20 protein-coding genes are annotated in these 15,173 nt (G+C 58.7%); 5 read left to right on the plus strand and 15 right to left on the minus strand.

Annotated elements, in window-relative coordinates; translation table 11 throughout:
• From rpsM to secY, 6 genes are all read right to left on the minus strand, one after another.
• Entirely contained in the window at positions 1-369 is a 369-nt protein-coding gene (rpsM, locus tag MHY24_RS05240; RefSeq protein ID WP_005322765.1) for a 30S ribosomal protein S13, read from the minus strand.
• A gap of 183 nt (positions 370-552) precedes the next feature.
• The gene (gene infA / locus MHY24_RS05245) at positions 553-816 is read right to left on the minus strand and encodes a translation initiation factor IF-1 (protein ID WP_005322766.1); all 264 of its coding nucleotides are present in this window, start codon (positions 814-816) and stop codon (positions 553-555) included.
• Positions 817-1,034: 218 nt separating this feature from the next.
• Entirely contained in the window at positions 1,035-1,886 is an 852-nt protein-coding gene (locus MHY24_RS05250) for a L,D-transpeptidase (RefSeq protein WP_239228605.1), read from the minus strand.
• Positions 1,887-1,951: 65 nt separating this feature from the next.
• Positions 1,952-2,746 carry a type I methionyl aminopeptidase gene (gene map / locus MHY24_RS05255; protein WP_239228606.1) on the minus strand — a complete coding sequence of 265 codons (795 nt, stop codon included), beginning with the start codon at positions 2,744-2,746 and terminating at the stop codon, positions 1,952-1,954.
• Between the two features lie 2 nt (positions 2,747-2,748).
• On the minus strand, positions 2,749-3,294 hold the full coding sequence (locus tag MHY24_RS05260; RefSeq protein ID WP_239228607.1) for an adenylate kinase: 546 nt from the start codon (positions 3,292-3,294) through the stop codon (positions 2,749-2,751).
• A complete protein-coding gene (gene secY, locus MHY24_RS05265) occupies positions 3,294-4,619 on the minus strand; it encodes a preprotein translocase subunit SecY (RefSeq protein ID WP_204610218.1) in 1,326 nt (441 codons plus the stop codon). The genes MHY24_RS05260 and secY overlap by 1 nt, the downstream gene beginning before the upstream one ends.
• Before the next feature lie 375 nt (positions 4,620-4,994).
• Here secY and MHY24_RS05270 point away from each other — a divergent pair, with 375 nt between their 5' ends.
• Together MHY24_RS05270 and MHY24_RS05275 are read left to right on the plus strand one after the other, a co-directional pair.
• Positions 4,995-6,302, plus strand: coding sequence for a class I SAM-dependent methyltransferase (locus MHY24_RS05270; protein ID WP_204610220.1), 1,308 nt, complete (start codon positions 4,995-4,997; stop codon positions 6,300-6,302).
• Positions 6,303-6,313: 11 nt separating this feature from the next.
• Positions 6,314-7,816: an FAD-binding oxidoreductase gene (locus MHY24_RS05275; RefSeq protein WP_239228608.1), complete on the plus strand. Its 1,503-nt coding sequence runs from the start codon at positions 6,314-6,316 to the stop codon at positions 7,814-7,816.
• A gap of 98 nt (positions 7,817-7,914) precedes the next feature.
• Here the strand turns inward: MHY24_RS05275 and MHY24_RS05280 are convergent, their stop codons facing one another.
• The 7 genes from MHY24_RS05280 to rpsH all read right to left on the minus strand — a co-directional run bounded on the left by MHY24_RS05280 (position 7,915) and on the right by rpsH (position 11,285).
• Complete coding sequence (locus MHY24_RS05280; RefSeq protein WP_239228609.1) at positions 7,915-8,403, minus strand: hypothetical protein; 489 nt, start codon at positions 8,401-8,403, stop codon at positions 7,915-7,917.
• 238 nt (positions 8,404-8,641) lie between these two features.
• Positions 8,642-9,088 (minus strand): 50S ribosomal protein L15, encoded by a 447-nt coding sequence (rplO, locus tag MHY24_RS05285; RefSeq protein ID WP_005322777.1) that lies wholly within the window; start codon positions 9,086-9,088, stop codon positions 8,642-8,644.
• Between the two features lie 3 nt (positions 9,089-9,091).
• Positions 9,092-9,277 carry a 50S ribosomal protein L30 gene (gene rpmD, locus MHY24_RS05290; protein ID WP_204610229.1) on the minus strand — a complete coding sequence of 62 codons (186 nt, stop codon included), beginning with the start codon at positions 9,275-9,277 and terminating at the stop codon, positions 9,092-9,094.
• Positions 9,278-9,280: 3 nt separating this feature from the next.
• Positions 9,281-9,904, minus strand: coding sequence for a 30S ribosomal protein S5 (gene rpsE, locus MHY24_RS05295; RefSeq protein ID WP_204610231.1), 624 nt, complete (start codon positions 9,902-9,904; stop codon positions 9,281-9,283).
• Between the two features lie 40 nt (positions 9,905-9,944).
• Positions 9,945-10,346 carry a 50S ribosomal protein L18 gene (gene rplR / locus MHY24_RS05300; protein ID WP_005322788.1) on the minus strand — a complete coding sequence of 134 codons (402 nt, stop codon included), beginning with the start codon at positions 10,344-10,346 and terminating at the stop codon, positions 9,945-9,947.
• A gap of 3 nt (positions 10,347-10,349) precedes the next feature.
• Entirely contained in the window at positions 10,350-10,886 is a 537-nt protein-coding gene (gene rplF, locus MHY24_RS05305; RefSeq protein ID WP_005322792.1) for a 50S ribosomal protein L6, read from the minus strand.
• 15 nt (positions 10,887-10,901) lie between these two features.
• The gene (gene rpsH / locus MHY24_RS05310; protein ID WP_005322799.1) at positions 10,902-11,285 is read right to left on the minus strand and encodes a 30S ribosomal protein S8; all 384 of its coding nucleotides are present in this window, start codon (positions 11,283-11,285) and stop codon (positions 10,902-10,904) included.
• A 355-nt stretch (positions 11,286-11,640) separates the two neighbouring features.
• Between rpsH and MHY24_RS05315 the strand changes: the two genes are divergently transcribed.
• Both MHY24_RS05315 and fdhD read left to right on the plus strand, forming a co-directional pair.
• On the plus strand, positions 11,641-11,889 hold the full coding sequence (locus MHY24_RS05315; RefSeq protein WP_204610232.1) for a DUF6457 domain-containing protein: 249 nt from the start codon (positions 11,641-11,643) through the stop codon (positions 11,887-11,889).
• Positions 11,889-12,707, plus strand: a complete 819-nt coding sequence (gene fdhD / locus MHY24_RS05320) for a formate dehydrogenase accessory sulfurtransferase FdhD (protein WP_239228610.1) — start codon at positions 11,889-11,891, stop codon at positions 12,705-12,707. The genes MHY24_RS05315 and fdhD overlap by 1 nt, the downstream gene beginning before the upstream one ends.
• On the opposite strand, the gene MHY24_RS05325 is transcribed toward fdhD, so the two are convergent.
• Positions 12,704-13,489: a formate/nitrite transporter family protein gene (locus MHY24_RS05325; RefSeq protein WP_239228611.1), complete on the minus strand. Its 786-nt coding sequence runs from the start codon at positions 13,487-13,489 to the stop codon at positions 12,704-12,706. The two genes, fdhD and MHY24_RS05325, sit on opposite strands and share 4 nt — an antisense overlap.
• A gap of 141 nt (positions 13,490-13,630) precedes the next feature.
• Between MHY24_RS05325 and MHY24_RS05330 the strand changes: the two genes are divergently transcribed.
• Positions 13,631-14,512, plus strand: a complete 882-nt coding sequence (locus tag MHY24_RS05330; RefSeq protein ID WP_239228612.1) for a hypothetical protein — start codon at positions 13,631-13,633, stop codon at positions 14,510-14,512.
• A 108-nt stretch (positions 14,513-14,620) separates the two neighbouring features.
• Here MHY24_RS05330 and rplE read toward each other — a convergent pair whose 3' ends face one another.
• Complete coding sequence (gene rplE, locus MHY24_RS05335) at positions 14,621-15,172, minus strand: 50S ribosomal protein L5 (protein ID WP_005322808.1); 552 nt, start codon at positions 15,170-15,172, stop codon at positions 14,621-14,623.
• Between the last annotated feature and the right edge of the window lies 1 nt (position 15,173).

A 15,173-nucleotide genomic window follows, 5' to 3' on the forward strand; every position in this document is an offset into this window, starting at 1 on the left:
TTACTTCTTCTTTCCTGCGATCGTCTTCTTCGGACCCTTACGAGTGCGCGCATTGGTCTTGGTGCGCTGGCCACGTACAGGCAGGCCACGGCGGTGGCGCAGACCCTTGTAGCTTCCGATTTCAATCTTGCGGCGGATATCAGCCTGAACCTGACGGCGGAGGTCACCCTCAACCTTCCAGGTAGCCTCAATTGCGTCACGGAGCGCCGACAGCTGGTCATCATCCAGGTTGTCAGTGCGCAGGTCAGGAGAAATGCCAGTCTTTTCTAGCAGTTCCTTGGCACGGGTTGGACCGATGCCGTAGATGTAGGTGAGAGCGACCTCCATGCGCTTATTGCGGGGAAGGTCAACACCAGCTAGACGTGCCATATGGCGTGTCCTTTCGGGTTGTTACGGCGGTTTTCTCCCCATCCGTCCCGCTCCATGCAACGCTTCGCCCGGACCGTGCCGGGAATCCTTGGGTTGCTTACCAGTGCGGGCTCAGGCCACCGTAGCCTGAGGTGGACAGAGTGAACCTACGGGTTCACCCTTGGGTGAGGAGGCTTACTGTCTTTACTTGTAGCGGTAGACGATGCGTCCGCGGGTCAGGTCATAAGGAGACAGCTCTACAACCACGCGATCCTCTGGGAGGATGCGAATGTAGTGCTGACGCATCTTGCCAGAAATGTGTGCAAGAACCTTGTGTCCATTGTCGAGCTCGACACGGAACATTGCGTTGGGCAAAGGCTCGATAATGCGGCCTTCTACCTCGATTGCGCCTTCCTTAGCCATAACCTCTACTTTTCTGGCGACGGACAAGTGCGCCGTCACCTGCATGTTTGTTGTCTACTGCGGTGGCGTATCCGCGCCAGCCTCGCTGACGCTATACACCGACTTAACAGCATACGCTGCAGCGACACGTTTTCCAAACCGCTGCGCTTTGCGACGCCCCGCTTGCTCGCCCGCAACTCACCCTAAGCCAACAAAATCCCCCGAACCAGGTCTCCTTCTCGGGAGCCGGTTCGGGGGATGAGGCTTTCGCTTAAGCGCGGGCCTTAGTAGATAAAGACCTTATCGCCAACCTGTACATTATCCCAGTAGCGCTTGGCAGCGTCTGGCGGAAGGTGAACGCAGCCATTGGAATCAACAGCCGGGTCATCCAGGTGGAAGGCGTGACCGTTATTGGTGAAGTAGATGGAGTACGGCATCGGTGCGTTATTGAACTCGCGGGAAATCTCATGCTCTACCTTGCGGGTCACATGGAAAGTACCGCGTGGGGTTTCCTGACCGCGCATGCCGGCGGACATTGCCGGGGACACGTAAGACACCTTGCCGCCATCCTGCAGCCAGGTGCGTCGACCATTGAGGTCGACACAAACCTTCGCATCGGCCGGGCACGGGCCACGGTCGAACTGGTTGGCGCGGCGCTGTGCTTCCGCCTTGCGTGCCGCAGCCTCAGAACGAGCCTTCTCAGCAGCGACGCGCTCAGCGTTGGCGCGAGCAGCGGCCTCGCGGGCCTTGCGTGCTTCCTCATTCTTCTGTGCAATCAAGCCTGGGAAGAGGAATTCTACGGCGCCGTCCACAGCGGTCTGGACGCTAGGAGCCAGCTCCGGGGAGAACTTTTCTGCCTGGTCCAAGATCTGGTTGCGGGTATTCCAGGCCTGCTCGCGGCTCTGGCCGTAGAAGTTATCCAGCTGCTTCTTTGCCTCAGCGGTGAGCTGGTCCAGTCCGGACTGGGAAGAGAACTGAGCGAGGTCGGAGTTTGCCTTGGAACTGAGCTGATCCAGGTTCGGAATCTCCTGGGCGGTAGCGGCAGGAGCCGCAATGGTGGTGCTCAAGGCCATCACGCCAGCGACTGCGGGCGCTGCAACCGTGGCACGGATTTTGCGGAAGCTAAATTTAGACATGGCTGTGAGTATAAACCTTTCAGGGGCGTATGCCTAGTGCAACAGGCAATATTGGGGAATAAATGTCAGTAGCGGCGGGTAAGAATACGGGGACCATCGGCGGTCGCGGCCACCGTATGCTCCCAGTGGGCGGCAAAGGAGCCATCGAGGGTAACGACCGTCCAGTCATCCTCTAGCACGGCGGAATCCTCTGTGCCCAAAGTTAGCATGGGTTCAATGGCCAGCACAGAGCCTTCTTGGATCAGCGGGCCACGGCCCGGGCGTCCCTCATTGGCCAGGTAAGGATCCTCGTGCATGGTTCGCCCGATGCTGTGACCGCCGTAGCCATCCACGATGAACAGATCCACGCCGAACTTCTGCTCGGCCCGGCGGGTGGCTTGCTCTAGGGCATGGGAGACGTCGGTAAGCATATTGCCCGGAACCATAGCCTGCATGCCCTCCATAAGGACATACTCGGTGGCCTTGTTGAGGGCCGCGACATCAGCATCGAGCTCGCCCACTGCGAAGGACCAGGCACTATCGCCTACCCAACCGTCCAGCGTGGCACCGCAATCGATGGACACCAAGTCGCCCTCTGCCAGGACGGTTTCCTTATCCGGAATGCCGTGCACGATGACGTCATTAACGGAAGCACAAATGGAGCCCGGGAAACCCTCGTACCCCTTGAAGGTCGGGTAAGCTCCGGCATCGCGAATGGTCTGCTCAGCCACCGCATCCAGCTCAAGGGTAGATACACCAGACGCCGCAGCAGCGCGGACTTCCTGCAGTGCCTTGCCAACAATTTCGCCGGCGGCCTGCATGGCGTCTAGCTCGCCCGGGGTGCGGGCGGGGATGCGCTTACTGCGGCGTCGAAAAGCCATGCTTATTTACCCAGGGCTTCCATCGCACGGGCGTTGATTTCCTCCACGGTGCCTTCGGCCTTGATGGAGATGATGGCATCGCCGTAGTGCTCGATAAGCGGGAAGGTTTCCTCGCGGTAGACACTGAGGCGGGTGCGGATGGTCTCCTCATTATCGTCGGCGCGGCCACGGGCCATCATGCGCTCAACCACAACATCCTCAGAGACCTCGAAGTTGAGAACTCCGTCGAGCTTCTCGCCCTTCTTAGCCAGCAGCTCCTCCAAGATGTCTGCTTGCTCGGTGGTACGTGGGAAGCCGTCCAGCAGGAAGCCATTCTTGGCGTCATCCTGGTTAAGGCGGTCCTCGACCATGCGGGCAGTGACGTCGGTAGGTACCAGCTTGCCTGCATCGATGTAGGACTTTGCCTCTACACCCAGCGGGGTGCCCTCGCCGATATTGGCGCGGAACAGGTCGCCGGTGGAGATGTGCGGAACGTTCAGCTTCTCGCTGAGGATAGCTGCCTGGGTGCCCTTGCCGGCACCGGGAGGTCCTAGAAGTACAAGACGCATTACTTAAGTAGTCCTTCGTAGTTGGATTGCAGTAGCTGGGACTCGATCTGCTTGACCGTGGTCAAGGCGACGGAGACCATAATCAGGATGGCCGTACCACCAAAGGCGGACGTGCCGCTGGCGGAGGAGCTGCCTACGCCGAGGTCCAAGAGGATATTCGGCAGGATGGCGATAAGTGCCAGGTACAGGGCGCCCACGCACAGCAGACGGTTCATCACATAACCAAGGTACTCCGCGGTCGGACGGCCCGGGCGAATACCCGGGATAAAGCCGCCGTACTTCTTCATATTATCCGCCTGCTCTGCCGGATCGTACTGAACCGAAACATAGAAGTAAGCGAAGAAAATGGTCAGGACGAAGTACAGCACGATGTACTGCCAGGAAGAAGGTGCCTGCAGGTGCGCGATGACATTGCGCTGCCACCAGTTATCCGGGGTGCCGGCGGAACCAGAGTTCACAATCTGGGTAATCAGAACCGGCATGTAAATAAGGGAGGAAGCGAAGATGACCGGGATAACGCCGGCCTGGTTAACCTTCAGCGGCAGGTAGGTAGAGGAACCACCGTACTGGCGGCGGCCGACCATGCGCTTTGCGTACTGAACCGGAATGCGGCGCTGGCCCTGTTCGATGAAGGTAATGCCAACAACTAGGATGACCAAGCCGGCTACCACCATGGCGAAGACGAGTCCACCATTGTTCTGCAGGATGCTTACACCATCGGTTGGCAGGCGGGTTGCGATACCAGCGAAGATGAGCAGGGACATGCCGTTACCGATGCCCTTTTCGGTGATGAGCTCACCCATCCACATCACCAGCACAGCGCCGGAGGTCATGGTGATGACCAAGACGATGAGGGTGAAGAAGTTACGGTCTTCTGCCAAGACCGGTACGCCCTGGCCCAGCAGCTGCTCGCGGTCTGCCAGCGCGACGATGCCGGAGGATTGCAGCAACGCCAACGCGAGGGTCAGGTAGCGGGTGTACTGGGTCATCTTGGCCTGACCGGACTGGCCTTCCTTCTTCAATTCCTCAAAGCGGGGAATGACCACGGTCAGCAGCTGCACGATAATCGACGCCGTAATGTACGGCATGATGCCGATAGCGAAGATCGACAGCTGCAGCAGCGCACCACCCGAGAAGAGGTTGATGACGGAGTAAAGGTCTCCGGACTGCTCGGTCAACTGGCGCAAACGGCCAGCAATAGACGCATAGTCAACACCCGGGGACGGGATCTGTGCACCGACGCGGTACGCGATGATCATCACGATGGTGAAGATGATCTTCTTACGTAGGTCGGCATCCTTAAAAGCCTGGACAATGGCGGACACTACAAAATCCTCCTGGCCTACCGCTGCCGAACGCGAAATCTAGGGAGGGTTTCGCGTTCATACACGGAGGTGGAAACTCATCTACCCCTAGGAAACCGCACCCCCTGAGCCGGAAAGCTTAGGGGAAATTCAGGTTTCCTTCAGGGACGGTTGAACACTTATGACCCCATTACCCTACCAGCCTCGCCCCGCATAGCCACATTAAGACCCAATAGTGTGACCATGATTGCTTGTCCTCTCGCGCGTTTTGTATCCGGGGTTTACCATGAAGGGGTATTGCACACACGCAATTCTCCTGAAATATCTCCGACCTCACAGCACTATGCGCTTCGAGGCCGTTATTGGTGTGAACCTAATGTTTTGAAAGAAGTACTCATGAGCAAGAAATTCACGCCGATGACCGTTGCTGAGATCATCGACGTATTTGTCCCTAGCCCGAATCCCTTCCGCTGGGAAGCCTTTGACGGGTCCGCGACCGGACCAGAAGACGCCCAGTACAAGGTGACTATTAATAGCCTCGAGGGCCTCTCCTTTATCGCTACCCATCCCGGTGACGTGGGATTTGCGCGAGCTTATGTCACGGACGGCATCACGGTGCATGGCGATCACCCGGCCCACCCCTATGGCATTTTTGACGCGCTGCATGCCATGTATGACAAATTCCAGAAGCCGGATGCCAAGACCCTTGCCCGCGTTGTTCGTTCCCTAGCGTCCATGGGCGCTTTCCAGATCCAGCCGGTCCCTGAGGTGGAGCGCGCTTCTTGGTTGCGCCGCAAGCTACACGACGGCCTATCCAAGCACTCGAAGCAGCGCGATGCCGATGTCATTTCTGATCACTATGACGTTGGCAATGATTTCTACGAGCTCTTCTTGGGCGATTCGATGACCTATACCTGTGCCTACTACCCCTCCCCGGATGCCACCCTGGAGGAAGCACAGGAGAATAAGTACCGCCTCATCTTTGACAAACTCCGCCTCAAGGAGGGCGACCGCCACTTGGATGTGGGCTGCGGCTGGGGCGGTATGGTGCGCTACGCGGCGCGCCGCGGCGTGAAGTCCATCGGCGTCACCCTATCCAAGGAACAGGCCGAGTGGGGCCAGCGCAAGATTGAGGAGGAAGGCCTCCAAGATCTGGCGGAGGTCCGCTTCATGGACTACCGCGATATCACCGAAGAGGGCTTCGATGCCATCTCCGCCATCGGCATTATCGAGCACATTGGTGTTAAGAACTACAACGACTTCTTCAAGTTCCTGCACGGCAAGTTGAAGGTCGGCGGCCTGATGCTCAACCACAACATCACCTACCCGGATAATCACAAGACCCCTAAGGGCGGTTTCATTGACCGCTATATCTTCCCGGACGGCGAGCTCACCGGCTCCGGCAATGTCACCAAGGCGATGCAAGACAATGGCTTCGAAGTCATCCACACCGAGTCCCTTCGCTTTGACTACATGCGCACGCTGCATGACTGGTGCGAGAACCTGAAGGACAATTGGGACGAGGCCTGCGCAACCGTGGGACTGCCCACCGCTCGCCTCTACGGCATTTATATGGCCGGATCCGAATGGGGCTTTGAGCGCAATATCATCAACCTGTACCACTTCCTCGGCGTCAAGCTGGGCGAGGCCGGCTCCCGCGCCGGCGTGCCCGAGCGCCGCTGGTGGGAAGATAGCCGCTTTTAAGGAGGGGTGCCATGACTCTCATTGATAACCTGCGCGAACGCCTCGCCGCCGCCCAGCCGCGACCGGTGGATGCCATGCCCATTGAGCCGGTGGGATGGGAGGCGCACCAGGAGGGCGTCGATAAGCTGCTGGCGAGCTTCCGTGCCGTCCCGGCCGGAAAGCGCGTACGCCTAGCCAAGAAGACCTCCAATCTCTTCCGTAGCCGCAGCGAGGAGCAGGAGGGCCTCGATGTGTCCGGCCTTAGCGGCGTCATTGAGGTCGATCCAGTTGCGCGCACGGCCGATGTACAAGGCATGTGCACCTACGAAGACCTCGTGGATGCCACCCTGCCTCATGGCCTGATGCCCTTCGTCGTCCCGCAGCTTAAGACCATTACTTTGGGCGGTGCGGTTACTGGCATGGGCGTGGAATCCACCAGCTTCCGCAATGGCCTCCCACACGAGTCCGTGCTGGAGATGGATGTCCTTACCGGCACCGGCGAAATTCTCACCTGCTCCCGCGAGTCCAACGTTGATCTCTTCCGCCTGTTCCCCAACTCCTATGGCTCGCTGGGCTACGCGGTGCGCCTCAAGATTGAGCTGGAACCCGTGCCCGCCTATGTAGAGCTGCGCGAAGAGCGTTTCCACACCGTGGAGGAAGCCAGCCGCGTGCTTGCCGACGTCGCCTCTTCCCACACCCACCGCGGCGAGCCCGTCCATGGCCTCGACGGCGTGGTCTTTTCCGAAGACGAGGCCTACCTTGTCTTCGCCCGCTTTACTGATGAGGAGGGTCCAACCTCCGATTACACGCGGGACAAGATTTACTACCGCAGCCTTCAGCACGCCTCTGGCATCCGCCGCGATCGTCTCACCATCCGCGATTACATCTGGCGCTGGGATACCGACTGGTTCTGGTGCTCGCGCGCTTTTGGTGCGCAGAACCCGAAGGTACGCAAGGTGTGGCCACGCGAGCTTCGCCGCAGCTCCTTCTATTGGAAGCTAGTCCGCCTCGACCGCAAGTACGAGCTGGAATATAACTTCATCAAAAAGCCGCACGGCAAGCCGCGCGCCGAGCGCGTGGTGCAGGATATTGAGGTCACACCGGAGAACCTGCCGGAATTCCTCCACTGGTTCTTTAACGCCTCCGATATTCAACCGGTGTGGCTGTGCCCGATCCGCCTGCGCGATGGCGTGGACGAGCTCGTAGGCACCGGCGACATCGCCTCTGACTCCGCCGACCCATGGCCGCTCTACCCGCTGCGCCCCGGACAGACCTGGGTCAACGTCGGCTTCTGGTCCGGCGTAGACGGCGACCACGTCGACCCGTCCGCCCCGAATAATGGCGCGTTCAACAAAGTCATCGAATCCAAGGTCAACGAGCTAGGAGGGCACAAGTCCCTCTACTCCGAGGCCTTCTATTCCCGGGAGAAGTTCGAAGAGCTCTACGGTGGCAGCCTTCCTTCGACTATTAAGGCGGTTACCGACCCGGATGACCGCTTCCCCGGCCTATACGAAAAGACCGTGGACGAGGCCTAGCCCTCCCCCACCCCGCAGGGCCTGATACGCACAGAGGGTGGAACGCACTTCCCAGGCGTTCCACCCTCTTCCTTTGTCCGAATATAGGACGTTCGCGTTTAGTAGGCAGCGGTGATGTTCTCATAGCCGTTGACCTTCAGTGCATCCATGACGCGCTGCACAGCGGCCTCGTCCTTTTCCGGGTTATAGGTCTCCGGGAAGGTCAAGTGGGCGGAGTGATCGTCCTTGAACTCAATGTTCATGAACTCGTGACCCGCCTCCTGGGTAGCAAGTGCCAGCTCGCGCTGCACCGCTAACTTGCCGCTCTGCAGGTTGCCGCCGTTGAACCCTGGATCGACCTCTTCGGTGCCCTCTGCGTCACCGTTGATGACATCTTCCTTATCTCCGGTAATGCGGCCCTTTTCAGCGTGGGTACCCGGCTGCTGGTCCTGAGCGGGCTGCTCGCCAGTCTCGGCCGGCGCGGTTTGGGTGGTCTCAGCAGGATCAGGCTGCGACAGCTGGTCTTGAGCATCGACCGGGCCGGTAGAGCCGGCAAACGGCATGACGGCAGCAATTGCGGTAGCGAGCAGGGAAGAAACAGACGACATAAGATTCTCCTTAACTTTTGATGATTTTCAACTAAGGGAGACTCTAGCACCCATGAATATAAATCGATATACCCGGAGCCTTATTTATTAATAAAGGTTTCCTGTCAACCATTTTCAGCACCAATGGCGCGCATAGCCTAGGCGCCACGTTATATAGCGGCACTAGGATGCCTACAAAACGGAAACATCCCCCTGCCCCGCATGTGCGGAGAGGGGGATGAAATCTACCTAGTAGAGATTACTTGGTGTTGGCGGAACCGCCAGCAGCCTCGATCTTCTCTACAGCAGACTTGGAGAACTTGTCAGCGGTGACGTTCAACTTAACGTTGATGTCGCCGTTGCCCAGAACCTTGACCGGCTTGTTAGCGCGGACCAGGCCAGCAGCTGCGATGTCAGCAACGGTGATGTCGCCGCCATCTGCGAACTTCTCAGCCAGGTCAGCAACGTTAACTACCTGGTACTCAACGTGGTTCGGGTTCTTGAAGCCCTTCAACTTAGGCAGACGCATGTGGATCGGCATCTGGCCACCCTCGAAAGCAGCGGAAACCTGCTTACGAGCACCGGTGCCCTTGGTACCGCGACCAGCGGTCTTACCCTTGGATGCCTCACCGCGGCCGACGCGGGTCTTAGGCTTGTTTGCTCCTGCGGTTGGGCGCAGGTCGTGCAGCTTGATGATATCAGCCATGGTTTACTCCCCTGCCACTTCTTCGACGGTGACCAGGTGGCGAACCTTATGAACCATACCGCGAACGATCGGGGTGTCCTGCTTAACTACGGACTGACCGATGCGCTTGAGACCAAGAGCCTCAATGTTCTTGCGGTGGTTCGGATTGGTGCCCACCAGGCCCTTTACCTGTGTAATCTTCAGAGCCATTGTTTATGCCTCCTGACCTGCGCGCTTGCGCAGCATACGGGCCGGGGTGACCTCTTCGAGGGACTTGCCACGACGTGCGGCGACCTCTTCAGGGCGGACCAGCTGCTTGAGGCCGTCCACGGTAGCGCGGACGACGTTGAGTGCATTGTCGGAGCCCAGGGACTTCGACAGGATGTCCTGCACGCCAGCGCATTCGAGCACTGGACGAGCAGCACCACCAGCGATAACACCGGTACCAGGTGCGGCAGGCTTCATCATGACGATGCCAGCTGCGTCGCGACCCTCAACCGGGTGGGTGATGGTGCCGGCAATCATCGGAACGCGGAAGAAGTTCTTGCGAGCCTCTTCAGCGCCCTTCTGGATTGCGGCCGGGACTTCCTTGGCCTTGCCGTAGCCAACGCCAACCTGACCCTGGCCGTCACCGACAACGACGAGGGCGGTGAAGGACATGTTGCGGCCACCCTTAACGGTCTTGGAGACGCGGTTGATGGTCACAACGCGCTCGATGTACTTATCGCGCTCGTTGTCCTGCTGGTTACGACGATCGTTGCGGCGGCCGTTGCCACCGCGGTTGTTCTTGTTGTTCTCGGCGGAGCGTCCGCCGTCACGCTGTTCACGGTCCGACATTAGGCGTTCCTTCCGTTGATGTTTCCGTTGACGATGATCATTAGAACTTCAGACCACCTTCACGTGCGGCGTCAGCCAGCGCAGCGACGCGGCCGTGGTACTTGTAGCCTGCGCGGTCAAATACGACGTGCTCGATGCCAGCGGCCTTAGCGCGCTCGGCAACCAGCTCGCCTACCTTGGCAGCCTTGGCCTTCTTATCGCCCTCGAGTGCACGAACGTCCGCCTCCATGGAGGATGCGGAGACCAGGGTGTGGCCTGCCAGGTCATCGATGACCTGCACGTGCATGTGACGGGAGGAGCGGTGAAGAACCAGACGTGGTGCCTCAGGGGTGCCACGCAGGGTCTTACGGATACGGAAGTGACGGCGTGCGCGTGCTTCGCGACGACGAGAGGAAATGTCCTTGCCGACTGGAGTGCGCTTGGTGTTTTCAGTGTTTGCCATTGCTTACTTACCCGTCTTTCCGACCTTGCGACGGATCTGCTCGCCCTCGTAGCGAATACCCTTGCCCTTGTAAGGATCGTCCTTACGCAGACGACGGATATTAGCGGCGATCTGTCCGACTAGTTGCTTGTCAATACCGGTAATGGACAGCTTGGTTGCGCCGTCCACTGCGAAGGTAATTCCCTCCGGAGCCTCGATGAGGATCGGGTGGGAGTAGCCCAGGCTGAATTCCAGGTCCTTACCCTTCTGCTGGACACGGTAGCCGACACCGAAGATTTCCATCTTGATGGTGTAGCCCTCGGTCACGCCAACAACGGCGTTGTTCAGCAGGGAGCGGGACAGACCGTGCAGCGCACGGTGCTTGCGGTGGTCATCAGGGCGGGAGACGGACAGGACGCCGTCTTCCAGGTTGATGGCGATAGGCTCTGGAACGTTAACGCTCTGGGTGCCCTTAGGGCCCTTAACCTCAACGTCTTGGCCGTTGATCTTGATTTCGACGCCGTTTGGTACGGCGATTGGTGCTAGACCGACTCGAGACATGTGTCAAACCTCCCTTTACCAGACGTAGGCGAGAACTTCTCCGCCTACGCCCTTCTCCTCAGCCTGACGGTCAGTCAGCACGCCGTGGGACGTGGAGATGATAGCCACGCCCAGGCCGCCCAAGACCTGTGGCAGTTCGGTGGACTTTGCGTACACACGCAGACCCGGCTTAGACACGCGACGCAGGCCAGACAGGGAGCGCTCGCGGTTGTTGTACTTCAGCTCGAGGGACAGGGTGTGGCCCTCGACGGTGTAGTCAGCGATGTAGCCTTCCTGCTTCAAGATGTCGGCAATGTTTGCCTTCAGCTTGGAGGTAGGCATCGACACGGTGTCATGGTGCGCATTACTTGCGTTGCGCACGCGCGACAGCATGTCGGCAATAGGATCAGTCATAGTCATATGAGTGACCGTGTACCTTTCTCGTTGCGGTTCCCGTGCTCACCAAAGCGTTCTCCGTGTGATTTCGGGCTACTCACGCTCCCTACGGTCAATACCGTAAGGCGCTCGCCACCCTTTGATTCAGACAACGGTCCGCTATCTACGGCGAGGGGCCTACAACAAAGTTGATGTTCAGTTCTTGCATCGGCTCGGCGCTTTCTGCAGCTCAGCGCACCAAAATTCGCAATGACTTAGGCACGCCAACGCCTCAGCGCAAGCACGAGGTACTATGATACGCCATAACCTGCGGTTTTCCAAATAATCTAGCGCCTTCATTAGAGTCGAGACCAGCACGAACGTATATAAGGAGATGGTGATGAGCCAAACACACGAGGACCCCATCCAATCCGCACACGAGTGGCTCGAAGAAGCCGCCCGTCATCTCGGCCTCGATCCTCAGGAGGCAACCGCACTCACCCGCGAAATCCTGGACCTCACCAAGGACGTCGCGCACAATCGCTCCCGCCCCGCGGCCCCACTTACCGCCTTCCTCGTGGGTCTAGCCTCCAGCAACGTAGAGGAAGCCCGCAGCAATATCGATGTCCTGAAGCAGGTGCTGCAGTAATGGCCGGCCGCAAGAACTCCACCTTTGCCGTCACCAAGGTCCGCCTGGGAGATAGCCTGCAGGTCGATACCCGCGCCGATACCGTCGCCGGCGAAGAACCCTTGGAAATCCGCGCAGGTGGCCAGACCATCACCACCACCATGCGCACCCCTGGCCATGACATTGAGCTGGCGCATGGATTCTTGCATTCAGAGGGCCATATTGCTTCGCTTAGCGACGTCACCGAGGCCCGCTACTGCGCCGGCGCCACCGTCAACGGCATGAATACCTACAACCTGCTGGACATCGATCTGGCGAAGAAGAATGTACTGGATCTGAGCGATCTTCGGTTGACCACCACCACTTCCGCCTGCGGCGTATGCGGCACCTCTTCTATCGAGGCTTTGACTAAGCAGGCCCGCTACCCGATTCCGCATATACCAGTGGACCCCTATGTCGTCGCCAAGCTGCCAGATAAGCTCCGAGCCGAGCAGAAACAATTTAAAAAGACCGGCGGCATTCACGCCGCCGGTGCCTTCACCTTGGACGGTGAACCGGTAGTCATTCGCGAGGATATCGGCCGCCACAATGCTGCGGATAAGGTCATCGGCCACCTTCTATTAGAGGACAAACTCCCCGCAGATGACCTCATTTTGGTGATGAGCTCGCGCGCCAGCTTCGAGCTCGTTCAAAAGGCCGCGATGGCCGGCTTCGGCATGCTCGTTGCCGTCAGCACCGCCTCCTCCCTGGCCGTAGAGACGGCCCGCGAAACCGGCATGGCGCTCGTCGGCTTCGCCCGCGGCGACCGCTTTAATCTGTATTCCGGCGAGCTCGCCTAATCGCGATAAGCCTCCGGCCCACGGTTGAGCCAAGCGTATACGCCGCCAATCAGCAGACCGCCGCCAATCAAATTGCCGATCCACACCAGGATCCAATTGAGCGCCACATTGCCCACAGTCAGGGTTGCAGGCAACGGATCGGATCCAAAGAGGGTGAGACTAAACAGGCAGAAGTTCGCAATTACGTGCTCCAGGCCCAGGCCAACAAAGGCGCCAATAATCGGAATGATGACGAAGAACTTAGAGACAATGTCCTTAGCAAAGATGGCGCCGACGATGCCCATATTGACCACAAAGTTCGCCGCGATTCCCTCTACCAGCATTCCCTGCGGGGACTTGGTCAGCTTCCCCTCAGAAAGGGTGACCAACAGATGCGAAGGATCCATTTCAGCGAATTTTGCGGACATACCCATGATGGCCGCAAAGATGACTGCGCCCACCAGATTGAAGAGAGTCGTGATGAGCAAAAGGTAGAAGGCTTTGCCCCACGAAACCTGCTTATTGCTTGCGGCATAGACCATATACATCATGTTTCCCGTGGCCAGATCCGCGCCCAGAATCAAAATGGCGAAGAGCCCGAGGCCAAAGAATAGAGCAAAGGTCACCGCACCCAAGCCTGGTGCTACACCATTGACGGCTTGGCCAACCACACCAGCAAATGCGGTACCGATGCACAGGTACACGCCGGCCAAAGTGGAGCGCACCGCGAAGCGAGAGAAGGATTCATCTAATAAGGTGACCTTCTTGACGGCCGCCGCCTTAGCGGCATCATTGAGAGACATCTTCTACCTCATTAATTAGAGCGAATTAAATCCCTGTAATCTTATCGTGACCACCTGATTCCGCGTCAATTCCGGGTATGCATACCCCTGCGTTGTAAGCTAGAGCTTTCCTATAACCCTTATTTTCTCTTCGGAGGTCGCATGGATTCCCACTACCGGCCGCGGCGGGAACCGAATCGGCTTCCCGCTAATGGGCGCCGCAGCGTTCCATCGCGATCCGACCGCACAGATGCTGATCGCCAGTGGCGCCAGGCCGAAACGCGCACCCGCCAACAACAGCGCCGCCACCCGCCGCGCCGCATTGAGGACACCTCACTTCCCCGGCACCGCCGCAAACCCACCATGTGGGAGCGGATCAAAAAGGTATGGAAGTCCTCCGGCATCCTGCGCGTCGTCGTGGGCATCATCGCCACGGTAGCGATCGCCAGCACCATTAATCGCGTGGTCAATCCGCCCGAAGGTTTGGAGACCAACGAGGTCACCGCCCAAGAGGCGCCTGCTATTGAACCTTCCCCCGCGGTAGAGCTCTTCATCCCCGCCATCGAGGTACACGCGGAGTTCGAGGATGGTTCCTGCCGCGTGGTCAATGGCGCTATCAATCCAGACACCATGAATAAGGCCTGCACCTATACCGCCGATGATCGCCCTTACTCGCTGCCAGGCACCACGGCACAAGACATCGTCGTCATCGCGGGACATACCGGGGCGGGCGTGCCGGCCGTATTCAACAATCTCTACGATGGCTCCGCCAACGAGCACAAGGTCCATCTGGGAGACAAGCTCTACGTGCGCACCCAAGACTCCGGGCAGAACTGGCTCATCTATACTGCAACCGATCTGCACGACCCTGATAAGCAAGGCCTTTCTGATGACACCTCTATCTGGGGCGATGGGCCCATGCCCGGCCGCCTGCTCACCATTAGTTGTATCCAACCTGCGAATCCGTTGGAGCCAGCGGTACGCAACGCGGTCGTCGGCTGGCAGTATGAGGGCACCACTCACACAGAGGCCGAAAGCGCTTAAGCCAGGCCCGCGCACGCCAGCGCCTACGCACCTTTGAATTCAAGGTGCTCGGTAAAACTAGAAAATCCCAACGCCCCTTCCGGGGAGTTGGGATTTTTAGCGCTCTATTTACTTGAACGGGAAGCCGAGCTCGCGCAGGAGCTTGCGGCCCTCGTCGTCGTTAGTAGCGGTGGTAACGACGGTGATGTCCATACCACGAGGGCGATCGATCTTGTCGATGTCGATCTCGTAGAACATGGACTGCTCGGACAGGCCGAAGGTGTAGTTGCCGTGGCCGTCGAACTGCTGATCAGACAGACCGCGGAAGTCACGAATACGTGGCAGCGCGATGGTCAGCAGGCGGTCCAGGAACTCCCACATACGGTCGCCGCGCAGGGTAACGCGTGCGCCGATGGGCATGCCCTCACGAAGCTTGAAGTTCGCGATGGACTTCTTAGCGCGACGCAGCTGCGGCTTCTGACCGGTAATAGCGGTCAGGTCCTCGAGTGCGCCGTTGATGACCTTGGAGTCACGTGCGGCTTCGCCAACACCCATGTTGACGACGACCTTGGTAACACCAGGGATCTGCATGACGTTGTCGTACTTGAACTCGTCATTCAGGGACTTGCGGATTTCCTCGCGGTAGCGAGTCTTCAGACGCGGGGTGTAGTTCTCGCTCATT

The organism is Corynebacterium sp. ACRPQ, from assembly GCF_022347225.1.
Classification (GTDB): Bacteria; Actinomycetota; Actinomycetes; order Mycobacteriales; family Mycobacteriaceae; genus Corynebacterium; species Corynebacterium tuberculostearicum_D.

Coding starts and splice junctions, on each gene's coding strand:
- infA (WP_005322766.1), bottom strand. CDS start 816: ATGCAGGTGACGGCGCACTTGTCCGTCGCCAGAAAAGTAGAGGTTATG.
- rpsE (WP_204610231.1), bottom strand. CDS start 9,904: ATGTCGGACCGTGAACAGCGTGACGGCGGACGCTCCGCCGAGAACAAC.
- rplR (WP_005322788.1), bottom strand. CDS start 10,346: ATGGCAAACACTGAAAACACCAAGCGCACTCCAGTCGGCAAGGACATT.
- rpmD (WP_204610229.1), bottom strand. CDS start 9,277: ATGGCTCTGAAGATTACACAGGTAAAGGGCCTGGTGGGCACCAATCCG.
- MHY24_RS05270 (WP_204610220.1), top strand. CDS start 4,995: ATGAGCAAGAAATTCACGCCGATGACCGTTGCTGAGATCATCGACGTA.
- map (WP_239228606.1), bottom strand. CDS start 2,746: ATGGCTTTTCGACGCCGCAGTAAGCGCATCCCCGCCCGCACCCCGGGC.
- rpsM (WP_005322765.1), bottom strand. CDS start 369: ATGGCACGTCTAGCTGGTGTTGACCTTCCCCGCAATAAGCGCATGGAG.
- MHY24_RS05275 (WP_239228608.1), top strand. CDS start 6,314: ATGACTCTCATTGATAACCTGCGCGAACGCCTCGCCGCCGCCCAGCCG.
- MHY24_RS05315 (WP_204610232.1), top strand. CDS start 11,641: ATGAGCCAAACACACGAGGACCCCATCCAATCCGCACACGAGTGGCTC.
- rpsH (WP_005322799.1), bottom strand. CDS start 11,285: ATGACTATGACTGATCCTATTGCCGACATGCTGTCGCGCGTGCGCAAC.
- fdhD (WP_239228610.1), top strand. CDS start 11,889: ATGGCCGGCCGCAAGAACTCCACCTTTGCCGTCACCAAGGTCCGCCTG.
- MHY24_RS05260 (WP_239228607.1), bottom strand. CDS start 3,294: ATGCGTCTTGTACTTCTAGGACCTCCCGGTGCCGGCAAGGGCACCCAG.
- rplF (WP_005322792.1), bottom strand. CDS start 10,886: ATGTCTCGAGTCGGTCTAGCACCAATCGCCGTACCAAACGGCGTCGAA.
- MHY24_RS05250 (WP_239228605.1), bottom strand. CDS start 1,886: ATGTCTAAATTTAGCTTCCGCAAAATCCGTGCCACGGTTGCAGCGCCC.
- MHY24_RS05325 (WP_239228611.1), bottom strand. CDS start 13,489: ATGTCTCTCAATGATGCCGCTAAGGCGGCGGCCGTCAAGAAGGTCACC.
- MHY24_RS05280 (WP_239228609.1), bottom strand. CDS start 8,403: ATGTCGTCTGTTTCTTCCCTGCTCGCTACCGCAATTGCTGCCGTCATG.
- rplE (WP_005322808.1), bottom strand. CDS start 15,172: ATGAGCGAGAACTACACCCCGCGTCTGAAGACTCGCTACCGCGAGGAA.
- MHY24_RS05330 (WP_239228612.1), top strand. CDS start 13,631: ATGGATTCCCACTACCGGCCGCGGCGGGAACCGAATCGGCTTCCCGCT.
- rplO (WP_005322777.1), bottom strand. CDS start 9,088: ATGGCTGATATCATCAAGCTGCACGACCTGCGCCCAACCGCAGGAGCA.